11 protein-coding genes are annotated in these 13,113 nt (G+C 64.3%); 6 read left to right on the forward strand and 5 right to left on the reverse strand.

What is annotated here, in order from left to right:
• Positions 1-670 precede the first annotated feature (670 nt).
• Genes RBB42_RS04590 through RBB42_RS04600 form a run of 3 tightly spaced genes read left to right on the forward strand, consistent with a single transcriptional unit; the run spans position 671 to position 3,497 of the window.
• Positions 671-1,888, forward strand: a complete 1,218-nt coding sequence (locus tag RBB42_RS04590) for an NAD-dependent epimerase/dehydratase family protein (protein WP_305968339.1) — start codon at positions 671-673, stop codon at positions 1,886-1,888.
• Positions 1,885-2,679 (forward strand): glycosyltransferase, encoded by a 795-nt coding sequence (locus RBB42_RS04595; RefSeq protein WP_305968340.1) that lies wholly within the window; start codon positions 1,885-1,887, stop codon positions 2,677-2,679. Before RBB42_RS04590 ends, RBB42_RS04595 begins: the two co-directional genes overlap by 4 nt.
• Complete coding sequence (locus RBB42_RS04600; RefSeq protein WP_305968532.1) at positions 2,673-3,497, forward strand: NAD-dependent epimerase/dehydratase family protein; 825 nt, start codon at positions 2,673-2,675, stop codon at positions 3,495-3,497. Before RBB42_RS04595 ends, RBB42_RS04600 begins: the two co-directional genes overlap by 7 nt.
• An 8-nt stretch (positions 3,498-3,505) precedes the next feature.
• Here the strand turns inward: RBB42_RS04600 and RBB42_RS04605 are convergent, their stop codons facing one another.
• Both RBB42_RS04605 and tgt read right to left on the reverse strand, forming a co-directional pair.
• Positions 3,506-4,267: an NHL repeat-containing protein gene (locus RBB42_RS04605; protein WP_306043605.1), complete on the reverse strand. Its 762-nt coding sequence runs from the start codon at positions 4,265-4,267 to the stop codon at positions 3,506-3,508.
• 69 nt (positions 4,268-4,336) lie between these two features.
• Complete coding sequence (gene tgt, locus RBB42_RS04610) at positions 4,337-5,464, reverse strand: tRNA guanosine(34) transglycosylase Tgt (RefSeq protein WP_305968342.1); 1,128 nt, start codon at positions 5,462-5,464, stop codon at positions 4,337-4,339.
• A gap of 116 nt (positions 5,465-5,580) precedes the next feature.
• Between tgt and RBB42_RS04615 the strand changes: the two genes are divergently transcribed.
• The 3 genes from RBB42_RS04615 to RBB42_RS04625 all read left to right on the forward strand — a co-directional run bounded on the left by RBB42_RS04615 (position 5,581) and on the right by RBB42_RS04625 (position 9,854).
• Positions 5,581-7,308: a glycosyltransferase family protein gene (locus RBB42_RS04615; RefSeq protein WP_305968343.1), complete on the forward strand. Its 1,728-nt coding sequence runs from the start codon at positions 5,581-5,583 to the stop codon at positions 7,306-7,308.
• On the forward strand, positions 7,305-8,255 hold the full coding sequence (locus tag RBB42_RS04620; RefSeq protein WP_305968344.1) for a glycosyltransferase family 2 protein: 951 nt from the start codon (positions 7,305-7,307) through the stop codon (positions 8,253-8,255). Before RBB42_RS04615 ends, RBB42_RS04620 begins: the two co-directional genes overlap by 4 nt.
• Positions 8,256-8,453: 198 nt before the next feature.
• The gene (locus RBB42_RS04625) at positions 8,454-9,854 is read left to right on the forward strand and encodes a DEAD/DEAH box helicase (protein ID WP_305968345.1); all 1,401 of its coding nucleotides are present in this window, start codon (positions 8,454-8,456) and stop codon (positions 9,852-9,854) included.
• 45 nt (positions 9,855-9,899) lie between these two features.
• On the opposite strand, the gene RBB42_RS04630 is transcribed toward RBB42_RS04625, so the two are convergent.
• The 3 genes from RBB42_RS04630 to RBB42_RS04640 form a co-directional block, all read right to left on the reverse strand.
• On the reverse strand, positions 9,900-10,577 hold the full coding sequence (locus tag RBB42_RS04630; RefSeq protein WP_306043403.1) for a hypothetical protein: 678 nt from the start codon (positions 10,575-10,577) through the stop codon (positions 9,900-9,902).
• An 89-nt stretch (positions 10,578-10,666) separates the two neighbouring features.
• Positions 10,667-12,334 (reverse strand): ribonuclease J, encoded by a 1,668-nt coding sequence (locus RBB42_RS04635; protein WP_305968347.1) that lies wholly within the window; start codon positions 12,332-12,334, stop codon positions 10,667-10,669.
• Positions 12,331-13,113 carry a type III pantothenate kinase gene (locus RBB42_RS04640; protein WP_305968348.1) on the reverse strand — a complete coding sequence of 261 codons (783 nt, stop codon included), beginning with the start codon at positions 13,111-13,113 and terminating at the stop codon, positions 12,331-12,333. The genes RBB42_RS04635 and RBB42_RS04640 overlap by 4 nt, the downstream gene beginning before the upstream one ends.

Consider the following 13,113-nt stretch of genomic DNA (forward strand, 5'->3'; position numbering starts at 1 on the left):
GTCGCTGCACCGGAATTCAAGCACGCGCACCCCTGACCCTGGATCGGCAGCATGGCCCTACGCCCCCCGGTGTGCAAGCGCCCATCGCGACCTCGCCCCGTGCCACAGCTGCTATCTGCGGAGAATTCCCGAAAAAACGCCGGCCTTTCCCAATGCAGGAAACTCTGCTCGTGCCCGGAAGGCCACAGCAACCACCATCGGGCAGAAAGTTGCGCCGCAAGACCTCAAGGAACACGAACGGGATTCCGGGCAATGCCCTGCCCCCCGCTCTAGGGATCGCCAAGGCCGCTCGTGATCCTTGTATGGCGCGTTCAACGACCTGGCCAACATCCACCTCGTGCCGGGGGCAAAGATTGATGTCCCTAGACCTGCCTCTCGTCGCCGCGGGCGACGATCACCGGACACGAGTGTCGCGAACCTGCTGTTCAGGGCGTTACGCCGAATGGCCGCCTACCCCCGCCCGATCTGACGGGTGGCGGTGATCCGCCGATATCACACCTGTATCAATTTCGCCTGCTACCCTTGAAAACAAATGATTTTCAACGGCACTAAGGACCAATCATGACAGCAATTGTCAAGAAAGCTTCATTTTACTTCCCCGGTTGTGCACCCTAGGGCCAACCGTTAATGCGGCTTTGAACGCGCGAAAACATCCATGAGGAGACCCCAGATGCGTATCGCGATCCTTGGCGGCGACGGCTTCGTCGGCTGGCCCACCTGTCTGCATCTTTCGGCCCAGGGGCACGAAGTGCACATCCTCGACAACCTGTCCCGGCGCTGGATCGACACAGAACTGGGCGTCCAGTCACTGACACCGATGGATTCGATCCAGGAGCGTTGCCGCATCTGGAAAGAGGTCACCGGAGAGACGATCCATTTCCACCTGCTCGACCTCGCCAAGGAGTATGAGCGCCTTAAACAGTGGCTTGGCGAAACCCGCCCCGAGGCGGTGATCCATTTCGCCGAGCAGCGCGCCGCGCCCTATTCGATGAAGACCGACCGCCACAAGGTCTACACCGTCAACAACAATACCAACGCGACGCATAACCTTTTGGCCGCAATGGTCGAATCCGGAATAGACGCGCATCTGGTGCACCTCGGCACGATGGGGGTCTACGGCTATTCCTCGGTCGGCGCACCGATCCCCGAGGGTTACCTGGACGTGACGATCGACACACCCACGGGTCCGAAAGAGCAGGAAATCCTCTACCCGACGCGCCCCGGCTCGGTCTATCACATGACAAAGAGCCTGGATCAGATCCTGTTCCAGTTCTACGCCCAGAACGACGGTCTGCGTATCACCGACCTGCACCAGGGCATCGTCTGGGGCACCCATACCGACCAGACCCGGCGCCACGAACAGCTGATCAACCGCTTCGACTATGACGGCGATTATGGCACGGTGCTCAACCGTTTCCTGATCCAGGCCGCGATCGGCTATCCGCTGACGGTACATGGCACGGGTGGGCAAACGCGCGCCTTCATCCATATCCAGGACTCAGTGCGCTGTATCGAACTGGCGCTGAAGGACGCACCGGACCGGGGCGACCGCGTCAAGATCTTCAACCAGATGACCGAAACGCACCGCGTCCGAGACCTGGCAGAGAAGGTGGCGGGGCTGACCGGGGCAGAGGTGAAATACGTGCCCAACCCGCGCAAGGAAGCGCCGGAGAACGACCTGATCGTCAAGAACGACCAGTTCCTGGACCTGGGTCTGAACCCGACGACACTGGCCGAGGGTCTTCTGTCCGAGGTCGTGGACGTGGCCAAGAAATACGCCCACCGCATCGACCGCTCTCGCGTTGCCGCCGTGTCCGCCTGGACCAAGGACATCGCGGCCAAGGTCGATCATGACCCCGAAGGCAAGGCACTGCGGTCCGTATCGTGAAGCGCGCGTATGTGACACTGGTGACCAACGCGGATTTCGCGTTGGGCGCCAAGGCCTTGCTCCACTCTCTTAATGCCAGCGGAACAGCGGCGGACCGCGTCGTCCTGTACACTGGCGGCGTGCCTGCTGAGTCGCTTGCACCGCTCACCGCCCTTGGCGCGCGGCTGGTGGAAACTGAACTTCTGCCCACATCGGAGGCTCTCAACGCCGCCCACGCGCGCGAGGCCCTGCACGGCGCCGCCCCCTTCACCAAGGGCGAAAAGCCGGCCTTTCACACGCCGCTCGACAATTTCTGCAAGCTGCGCGTCTGGCAGTTGGACTATGATCGGGTGGTCTTTCTCGACGCCGATACGCTGGTCCTGCGCAACATCGACAAGCTTTTTGACTACCCCGAGTTCTGCGCCGCGCCCAACCTGTACCAGACCCTGGCCGATTTGCACCGCTTGAACTCCGGCGTTTTCACGGCCCGCCCGTCGCAGGCGACCTTCGACGCCATGTTGGCCCGGCTCGACACCCCCGGCGCCTTCTGGCGCCGCACGGACCAGACCTTTCTGCAAGCGTTCTTCCCCGACTGGCATGGTTTGCCCGTTACCTTCAACACGCTGCAATATGCTTGGTTCAACATGCCGGAGCTCTGGAACTGGGACTCGATCAAGGTTCTGCATTTCCAGTATGAAAAACCCTGGCAGGACCACGCCAAGGTTGATCGACTGCGCCCGCTGATCGAGCTCTGGCGCACCTATGCGGCGGGCGAAACGCCCGACCTCGCTGCTCTGCCAAACCCATCATGATCGCGCTGACCGGCGCCTCGGGCCTCGTGGGCCGCTTTCTCTTGGCGGGCCTTCCCGGCCCGGTCACGGTTCTGGGGCGCCGCGCCCTGCCCGGCCATGGGTTTCGGCCGTGGGATCTGACCGGCCCGGCACCGGATTTGGCAGGTGTCGATACCCTGATCCATGCCGCGTTTTCCCACGTTCCGGGCCGCTATCGCGGCGGCGAGGGCGACGACCCACGCGGTTTCCTGCAGGCGAACCTGGACGGCACGAGGCACCTCTTCGATGCCGCGGCCGAGGCCGGTGTCACCCGCATCCAGTTCCTGTCGTCCCGGGCGGTCTTTGACGGCGCGCCGGATGGCACGCCCCTTACCGAGGACAGACCTCCCCATGCTGCCTCGCTTTACGGTCAGGTCAAGGCGGTGGCGGAGGCACATCTCTTTGCAATGCCCCTCATCGGGCAAAGCCTGCGCGCAACGGGCGTCTACGGATCCGGCCCGGACCACAAGTGGCGAGACCTCTTTGCCGACTACCTCGCCGGCCGTCCCATCGCCCCCCGCCGCGGAACCGAGGTTCACGGCGCCGATCTGGTCGCCGCCGCACACCTGCTGCAGGGCAGCGCCGAGCGCGGGGCCTTCCACCTTTCGGACCTGCTGCTCGATCGTCACGACCTGCTGACCGAGGTTCAAAACCTCACTGGTTGCCCACACGCGCCGCCGCCGCCAAGCGACCGGCCGGTCAATCCGCTTGTCTGCCAACGCCTGCCCATGCTGGGCTGGAGCCCCGGCGGCATGGCCCGGTTGCGCGCCGATCTGCCCGCGATGCTGCCCCGGGACTGACAGGTTCCTTACATGAAGGAACAAGGCGGCCCGCGTTCCAGCGGGTGCTCGATGGTTACCTCCGTTGGGGTCCAGTCAAAGATCGCCAGCGCCTGCCCCGCATCGAACCCGATGAAGAGCGTCCCTGTCTCCGGCTGCAAAGCCACCCCTTCGGCGTCATAGCCCCAGTGCGACAGCGGCGTGACCGAAATCACCCGCCCGTCCGGCGCCAGTTCGAACAGGGCGTTCAGCCCCTCGTTGTCGTCCACCACCAGGATATTGCCCGAGTAGGGATCCCGCGCGACGCCCTGCGGCTCGACCATCGGCGGATCGAAGCCATCGCCCCAGAGTTCCATCAGGACCGTCCCGTCCGGCGACACACGCAACAGCCGCGAGGGGTCGTCCTCGACCACGAGGAAGGTGCCATCCGCATCGCGATGCATGCCTTCGGTGTCGCGCACCGTCGCACTCAGGGAAAACGGCGCCTCCAATGCGCGCCCCGTCCGGTCAACCCACTGGAAATCCCCCCAGCCATTGGCGATCAGCACGCCCTCATCGGTCACCGTCACCGACCGGACATAGCCCATGTCGGTCTCGAACCGCAGGATCTCGCGCCCGGCTGGAGAGAGCAGCACCAGGTCCGAGCTTTCGCTTGCCACCCAGACACCGCAGACCTGCGCATCATAGGCAAGGCTTACCGCCCGCACACCCGGAAAGGTCTCGAGGTGGCGCAGGTCAGCACTGGCACTGCCTGCCAGGAATATCGTCAGGACCAGACCCAAGACACGCATCATCCCCTCCCTTGATCACTCGGAAAAGGATGGCACGCGGGACGCGCGCTTCAAGTTTTGAAGGCTGGTTCAGACCGGTTCGATGTCGCCTTGGGCGCGCTTTGCATGAAAATCCGCCTCGAACCCGGCGAAATCGCCCGCTTCGATGGCGCTGCGCATGCCCTGCATCAACTCCTGGTAATAGTGCAGGTTGTGCCAGGTCAGCAGCATCCCCGAGATCATCTCGCCCGAGCGGAAGACATGGTGCAGGTAGGCGCGTGAATAGCCCCGGCAGGCCGGGCAAGTGCAATGCTCATCCAGGGGCCGGGGATCTTCCGCGTGCCGCGCGTTCTTGATGTTGACCTGCCCGCGCCGGGTCCAGGCCTGCCCCGTCCGGCCGGAACGCGAGGGCAGCACGCAGTCCATCATGTCGATGCCCCGCTTGACGGCGCCGACGATATCATCCGGCTTGCCCACGCCCATCAGGTAACGCGGCCTGTCCTCTGGCAGCATGTCCGGCGCATAGTCCAGACAGCCGAACATGGCCTCCTGCCCCTCGCCCACGGCAAGGCCGCCCACCGCGTAGCCGTCAAAACCGATCGCTTTCAGCGCCTCGGCGCTTTCGCCGCGCAGGTCCTCTTCCAACCCGCCCTGCTGGATACCGAACAGCATGTGTTCCGGTCGGTCGCCGAAGGCATCGCGCGAGCGTTGCGCCCACCGCATCGACAGGCGCATCGACTGGGTGATCCGGTCGCGATCCGCCGGCAGGGCCGGGCATTCGTCAAAGGCCATGACGATGTCCGAGCCCAGCAGTTTCTGGATCTCCATCGACCGTTCCGGCGTCAGCATGTGTTTCGAGCCGTCGATATGGCTGCGAAAACTCACGCCTTCCTCGGTCAGCTTGCGCAGGTCCGCCAGGCTCATCACCTGAAAGCCCCCTGAATCCGTCAGGATCGGTTTGTCCCAGTTCATGAACTTGTGCAGCCCGCCAAGGCGCGCCACCCGTTCGGCCCCCGGGCGCAGCATCAGGTGATAGGTATTGCCCAAAAGGATGTCCGCCCCGGTTGCCGCCACGCTTTCGGGCATCATGCCCTTGACGGTGGCCGCCGTGCCCACGGGCATGAAGGCGGGGGTGCGGATTTCGCCGCGCGGGGTGCGGATCACACCACGCCGCGCACGCCCGTCGCGGGCTGTCAACTCGAAGGATGTCTGTGCCATGCGCGCTCCTCTACACGCTTCGCCTGCCGGAACAAAGATGCAATCGAAGCCGCCCGTGCGCGGATTTCGCCGGTCCGACACTTGCCCAGACACGCGCCCAAAGCCACTGTAGCGGCATGAGCAGGACACCCACCTACAAAGGCGGCATCAAGGCCGTTCTGGACCAGTACGAAGCCCGGCGCGCGCCCTTGCCGGGAAATGGCGGCTTGCCGGGTTCCGATGTCGATCTAGCCGCGCTGGCCGCGACGCCGGTGCCCGATCCGGCGCAGGGACCGTTTGCGCCACCTTTTGCCGACAACCTGCAGCGCAAGATCTTTCAACTGCGCGAAGAGTTGCAGGGGCAAAGCGAATTGACCGTGTTGCACGGTCTGACCATCTCGCACCTGCGCAAGCGGGCCTTTCCCGGACAGGCGCCGCACCTGTTCCAACGCATGTGGGCGGAACAGGGCGATCACTTGCTGGCACAGCTCGACGCACGCTGGCTGGTCTCTGCCGTGACGACATTCGGCGATCACGGGGAGACGCCGATCCAGCGCAGTTCAGGGTTGGCCCTGACGGCTCTGTTCGGGATGATGAAACTCTACGAGAGTGAACGCCTTTACAGTGGCAGACCTCCGGAAAAGCCCTTTCCGGTCACGGATCGCATCAAGGCCAAGTTGCCGCTGCAGATGGACAGCTATGCGCTGGTGGACGGCGGGCTGGACGTGAACCTGATCGCCCGTCTCTGGCAGGAGGCCGAGGGCGACGCGGTCATCCGCCCCCTCGCCCATCACCTGCTGGATCTGCTGATCCACGACCCCGCAGGCGTCTTTCGCCGGCTCGCGGTCATGGCCGCCCGCAAGGAGAGGCGCAACCGCCAGGCCGCGCTCCGGAACAACGACGCACCCGTGCCCGCGCGTCCCCGCAAGACGGCAGAGACGCTGCGCTGGGGGCTTGTCAGCACCGTCAAGGCGCCGCTGCCGCAGATCGCGCGCTTTGCCGCCCATCACATCGACATGGGCGCCCAGGCTCTGCACCTCTATCTTGATGCACCCGAAGCGGAGGCGGCGGCCTTCCTGGGCCGCCATCCCCGTATCCATGTCACGCAATGCGACGCTGCCTATTGGCAAGCCTCCGGTCGGGACCGTATGGCCCAGCACCAGTTGCGGCAGGCCTTCAATGCCACCCGCACCCTGCGCGACACGTCGGAGACACTGGATTGGCTGGGGCACATCGACCACGACGAATTCCTGATCACCAACCGCCCCGTGGCCGAGATCTTGGCCAGTGTCGGGCAGGACAAGGCCATCGCCCGCGTCCCCCCGGCCGAGGCACTGGCCCGCGAGGACGGACCGCCGCGACATTTCAAGCTGACGCACAAGCAGGCGGGCATCAAGAAATCCCTGCTGCAGGAAATCTATCCCACCTTCGGGCTGCATCTCTTTGGCGGCTTCCTTAGCCATACCGGCGGCAAGATCTTTGCCCGCCCTGGCATTCCCGACACGCGGCTGGGCATCCACACGCTGAAATACAAGGGCGAGGACGCCACCAACCGAATCAAACCGGACGGCATCTACCTGGCGCATTTCCACGCCCCCGATTGGGCCCATTTCCGAGACCACCTCGATTTTCGCCGCGAGAAAGGGTCGTACCGGGCCAATGACGCGCGTCCCGAAATGGGACAGGGCGAATTGCTGTCTTACCTGCAAGCCGAAGAAGGCGAGGCAGGCCTGCGCGCCTTCTTCGATGAGATCTGTGCCGATACACCGGAACTGCGCGACCGCCTGTCGCGGCACGGGATGCTTCTGGCGCATGAGTTCGATTTTGACGCCAGCGTGCGGCGCGTCTTCGGGACGCTGCCGTGACCCGCTGGGGCACCGTCACGACGGTCAAGGCACCTATGCGCGCGATCCTGGATTTCGCCGCGTGGCATCTCGAGCTCGGCGCACATCGGGTGTATCTTTACCTTGATGACGACGCGCCCCGGACCTTTGCGGTGCTCAAGGCGCACCCGAAGATTCGCGTGATTAAGACCGACGACGCGTGGTGGGCGAAACGCAACGGCCGACCCGATAAACACCAGGCGCGCCAAACTGCCAACGCACGCCACGCCAACAACCGCAAACCAGAGGTCGACTGGCTGGCGCATATCGACGTCGACGAGTTCCTTCTGCCGGATTCGCCGGTGAGCGAGCAACTGTCCGCGCTGCCCGCAGACGCGCTTTGCGCCCGAATCCGCCCCGTAGAGGCGCTGGCGCCGGGGAGCGGCACCGCCCCGGGCGAGACCGCATTCAAGGCCTTCCACCTCGACCAGGGCGCCCGCCAGCGGGCCGCACGGGTCTGTTTTCCGACCTGGGGCCCGCAGTTGTCAGGCGGCTTCCTCAGCCATGTCGCGGGCAAGCTGTTCTTTCGCGCCGGCACCAAGGATCTGCAGGTCAGGATTCACAACGTGATCCTGAACGGGATACAGAACCCCGGACAGGTCCCCCTGACCGGGATCGAACTAGGCCATTTCCACGCGCACAGCTGGGAGCATTTCCTCGCTTCTTTCCGGTTCCGCCTGTCCCGGGGATCCTACCGCGCGGAACTGAAACCGCAGGTCCGGCAGGCCGATGCGGTCAACCTCCACGCGTTGTTCCGAGGCATCGAGGCGGCGGGCGGCGAGACCGCGCTGCGCGCCTTCTTCGACGAGGTCTGCGTGGCGGACCGCGCCCTGTGCGACCGGCTGGAGGCCGAGGGACTGCTGCGGCGCCGGGCGATGAACCTTGGCCAGCTGCGCGCGCGGCACTTTCCCGGGGTCAATGCGGGCTGACGGCCCCGATTGACCCGAATAAAGGCCGGAAAACGCCTGCCTTCGCCCCACCGGTGCAAGCTTTGATTGACGTTTCTGTGTGTTTTCACTAAGGGATGCGCCACCAAGGGGAAGAATGCACTGCCACCGGGCCACACGGGTCCGCTCCCCATCAGACGCGCGGGCCAGGCAAAGTGTCCGCAAACCAATCGGACATAAATGACCAAATTCTCTGATCTGAACCTCAGCCCGAAAGTCCTGAAAGCCGTCGAAGAGGCCGGCTACGAGACACCCACGCCGATCCAGGAAGGCGCCATTCCGCACGCGCTCGAAGGCAAGGATGTCCTCGGCATCGCCCAGACCGGCACCGGCAAGACTGCCAGCTTCACCCTCCCGATGATCTGCAAGCTGGCCCGTGGGCGCGCCCGCGCCCGGATGCCGCGCAGCCTTGTCCTGTGCCCGACCCGGGAACTGGCGGCACAGGTGGCGGAAAACTTCGACACCTATTCCAAATACGTCAAGCTGACCAAGGCGCTGCTGATCGGCGGCGTTTCCTTCAAGGAACAGGACCAGCTGATCGACAAGGGCGTCGACGTTCTGATCGCCACACCGGGTCGCCTGCTGGACCATTTCGAACGCGGCAAGCTGTTGCTGACCGGCATCGAGATCATGGTCGTGGACGAGGCCGACCGGATGCTCGACATGGGGTTCATCCCGGATATCGAGCGCATCTTCAGCCTGACCCCCTTCACCCGCCAGACGCTGTTCTTCTCGGCGACGATGGCGCCCGAGATCGAGCGCATCACCAACACCTTCCTCTCCGCCCCCCAGCGGATCGAGGTTGCCCGTCAGGCCACCGCCTCGGAAACCATCGAACAGGCCGCAGTTGTCTTCAAACCCAGCCGAAAGGACCGCGAGGGCAGCGAAAAGCGCAAGGTTCTGCGCGCGCTGATCGACGCCGAGGGCGAGGCCTGCACCAACGCCATCATCTTCTGCAATCGCAAGATCGACGTGGACGTGGTGGCGAAGTCGCTCAAGAAAAACGGCTACAATGCCTCTCCGATCCACGGTGACCTGGACCAGTCGCAGCGTACGAAGACTCTGGACGGTTTCCGCAGCGGAGACGTGCGCCTGCTGATCGCCTCTGACGTGGCCGCGCGCGGGCTGGACATTCCCGCCGTCAGCCATGTGTTCAACTTCGACGTGCCCAGCCACGCCGAGGACTACGTCCACCGCATCGGCCGGACCGGTCGCGCCGGCCGCTCGGGCAAGGCCTTTACCATCTGCACCCCGCGGGACGAGAAATACTTTGAGGCAGTGGAAAAACTGCTGCAGAAGGACATTCCGCGCATCGACAATCCGGTGGCCGGCGCGCCCGCTCCGGCGGCCCCTGTCGAGGTCAAGGAAGACACCCCCAAGGACAGCACGCGCAAGAGCAGCCGCAGCCGTCGTTCGGAGAGTGACAAGGGCGACTCGCGTCCGGCGCCGACGCGCTCCAAGGACAGCGGTCGGTCTTCGGACCGTCGCAGCGGCAGTGGCCGCGACAAGACCGTGGTCGGCATGGGCGATCACATGCCCGAATTCATCGCGCTGAGCTTTGAAGAGCGCCGCGCCAGCTGATCCCTGAAACCGGGCTACGGCAACAGCCGAAGCCCGGATCGTGCCTCACTCGGGCGCCTCGATCGCTTTCAATCGATGTTCGATCAGCGAGGTGCGCAATGGGGCATCCTTGCTGGGCGCGCTGCGGTTCACGCTCTTGGATCCGGTCCACCATCCAAGCTCCGGATCGTAGAAATAGGTGAAATCACCGCCGGCCACGCGGTCCGACTGCACCTCCTCAAACTTGTATGTCAGCGTCCACACCTCGTCCGAGTGTGCAAGCGGGTTGTCCGCGGGCACGCAACAGCTCTGCTCGACCGACATGTGATAGACCGCGTTGAAATCGTCCGAAGCCCAGGTCTCGGTCCAGGTGACGCGCTTGCCGTCGACCAGGGGAAAGATGGAACCGCCCGTCTGGTCGGAAACGGTGATCTTCTGCACCATCTCCATGTCGTCAAACGCATCGGGATCGTAAGTCAGAGAGGGATCGAAATTGCCCGCGTCGGGATAGGCCGCGCGGACGTATTGAAACAGCCCACGACGCAGAGAGACCATGCAGAACGTCGGCCCGCGACATTCCGAAAACGCGTTCAGACCGTCGGGCGCGCGCAACAGCGTCAGCCGCATCTCCTCCTGGTCCGGGGTGTCGCCGATCACGGCGCTCAACGTATCATAGACCAGAACGGTGCCCGGCGCAGGTTCCGCGCCAGCACTGGTGGCGGCAACAAGAGAGAAAGCAATCAAAGTGGGTCGAAACGGCATAATGGACTCCTGGACAGGTTACATCCGCAACCTGCCCAAGCCTCCCCTTGCCTGCAACCCGCCTACCCGGATCAGCTGAGCCGGCTGACGACCACCGTCACCTCGGGTTTCTTGCCGATCTCGTTCATCGCGGTCTGACGCGCGACCCGCCGCAGGCCTTCTTCCAGCTTGTCATCGTCGGTCAGCGTCTTGCCACCGGCACGGCCCATGAACTGCGCCAGGTCCTCTTCGAGGATATCGACCAGCGGCGCGTGGCTGCGGCCCTGTTCGGGCAGGCCCATCAGGTCGCACCAGGGCTCTCCCAGCGGTTCGTCGTCCTCGTCCAGGATCACGGTCACGACCACATGGCCATTCAGCGCCATGCGGATACGGTCGCGCACGATGCCGTCCAGGGCGCCGATCTGCACGCTTCCGTCCAGGTAGGTGCGCCCGGTTTCGATGTATTCCACGACGCGCGGCTCGTTGCCGCTCAATTCGATCATCATGCCATTGACCGCCAGAACGCCTGCGCGGCCGTTCTGACCTGCCAGCTTGACGTGTTCCCGCAGGTGACGGTGTTCGCCGTGCATCGGCACGACCATCTGCGGCTTGACCAGGTTCTGCACGGTTTCAAGGTCAGGCCGATTGGCGTGGCCGGAAACGTGGTAATCGCCCATCGCGTCGTCCACCACGTCCACGCCCTTTTCGCTGAGCTGGTTCATGATGCGGATCACGTCGCGTTCGTTGCCCGGAATCGTCTTGGAGGAGAACAGGAACAGATCGCCTTCTTTCAGTTCGATCCCGTTGTACTTGCCCCGCGCCAGCTGGGCACTGGCCGCGCGCCGTTCCCCCTGGCTGCCGGTGACAAGCAGCATGACGTTCTCACGCGGGAGTTGCGCGGCATCCTCGGGTCCGATGACCTTGGGAAAGCCTGACAGGACACCGGTTTCCACCGCCGCTTCGATCATCCGCCGCATGGCCCGGCCCAGCAGGCAGATCGAACGCCCGGCGCGGTCGCCCGCCTCTGCCAGCGTCTTGACCCGCGCCACGTTGGAGGCAAAGGTCGTCGCGACGACCATGTTCCGCGCCTCGCTCACCAGCTTTTCGACCGCCGGGCCAACCGTCGCCTCGGAGCGTCCCGCGTGTTGCGAAAACACGTTTGTGGAATCGCAGACCAGTGCCTTGACCCCGTCCTTGGCCACGGACTCCCACAGTGCGGGATCCCATGCTTCGCCCACCAGCGGCGTCGGGTCCAGCTTGAAGTCTCCGGTATGGATCACCCGGCCCGCGGGCGTGTCGATCACCAGCGCGCTGCTTTCCGGGATGGAATGCGAGATCGGCAGGAATCCCACGCTGAACGGGCCGACTGTGACGGTTTCCGGCCAGGCCGAGACGGTCCGCACGGCCTGTCCCTCGACGCCGTATTCGGCCAGCTTGCCGCGCGCGATATTGGCGGTGAAGGCCCGGGCGTAAATCGGCACCCCCAGCGCGTCAAAGGTGTGGCCCACGGCGCCGACATGGTCCTCATGCGCATGGGTGACAAAGAGCGCCTCGATCCGGTTCCTGTTCTCTTTCAGCCAGGTGATGTCCGGCAGGATCAGGTCGACGCCGGGGGTCGTGTCCATGTCGGGAAAGGTCACCCCCATGTCCACGACGATAAGCCGCTCTTCGCCAGGTTTGCCATAGCCGTAGACATAGCAGTTCATGCCGATTTCACCGGCGCCGCCCAAGGGCAGGTAGATCAGTCGGGAGTCGCTCATGCGTGGGCCTCTTTGTTCTTGTTGTGATTGTAGATGCGGACCAGGCCATGCATGGTCAGGAATTCCTCGAAAGCGTCGAACAGGGGGTCCGCCTGCTGGAACAGCGGCGCCAGGCCGCCGGTGGCGATCACCTTCATGGGGCGTTCGCGCTCGGCCTTGATGCGCGAGCAGATCTCGCGCACCAGCCCGACATACCCCCAGAAGACGCCGGACTGCATGCAGGTCACCGTGTTGGTACCCACCACGCGCTGCGGCTTGGTGATGTCCACATGCGGGAGGGCGGCGGCCGCCAGGTGCAACGCCTCCAGGCTGAGATTGACGCCGGGCGCGATCACCCCGCCGACATAGGCCCCGTCCACGTCGACCACGTCAAAGGTCGTGGCCGTGCCGAAATCCACCACGATCAGGTCGCCCCCGAAAAGGTCATAGCCCGCCACGGTGTTCACCAACCGGTCGGGGCCGACCTGCGTGCCTTCGTCGACGCGCACCGCCACAGGCAAGGCGCAGTCGGGTTTGCCGACGACGATGGGCCGCGTGTTGAAATAGCGGTCCGCCAGAACCCGAAGGTTGAAGACAACCCGCGGCACCGTGGTCGAAACGATGACATCGGTGATGTCCGCCTCGATGCCCTGGAACTCCATCAGGGTCGACAGCCAGACATAATACTGGTCCGCCGTCCGCTGATGCTCTGTCGCGGTCCGCCAGGTGGCGACGAAGTCCTGTCCGTCCCAGATCGAGAAGACGGTATTGGTGTTGCCACAGTCGATGGCCAAGAGCAT

The organism is Mameliella sp. MMSF_3455 (assembly GCF_030733205.1).
Lineage (GTDB): Bacteria > Pseudomonadota > Alphaproteobacteria > Rhodobacterales > Rhodobacteraceae > Antarctobacter.

Excerpts from the sequence above, each read along its gene's own strand:
- tgt (WP_305968342.1), bottom strand. The coding sequence starts at position 5,464 with ATGGCACAGACATCCTTCGAGTTGACAGCCCGCGACGGGCGTGCGCGG.
- RBB42_RS04635 (WP_305968347.1), bottom strand. The coding sequence starts at position 12,334 with ATGAGCGACTCCCGACTGATCTACCTGCCCTTGGGCGGCGCCGGTGAA.
- RBB42_RS04625 (WP_305968345.1), top strand. The coding sequence starts at position 8,454 with ATGACCAAATTCTCTGATCTGAACCTCAGCCCGAAAGTCCTGAAAGCC.
- RBB42_RS04615 (WP_305968343.1), top strand. The coding sequence starts at position 5,581 with ATGAGCAGGACACCCACCTACAAAGGCGGCATCAAGGCCGTTCTGGAC.
- RBB42_RS04590 (WP_305968339.1), top strand. The coding sequence starts at position 671 with ATGCGTATCGCGATCCTTGGCGGCGACGGCTTCGTCGGCTGGCCCACC.
- RBB42_RS04640 (WP_305968348.1), bottom strand. The coding sequence starts at position 13,113 with ATGCTCTTGGCCATCGACTGTGGCAACACCAATACCGTCTTCTCGATC.
- RBB42_RS04605 (WP_306043605.1), bottom strand. The coding sequence starts at position 4,267 with ATGCGTGTCTTGGGTCTGGTCCTGACGATATTCCTGGCAGGCAGTGCC.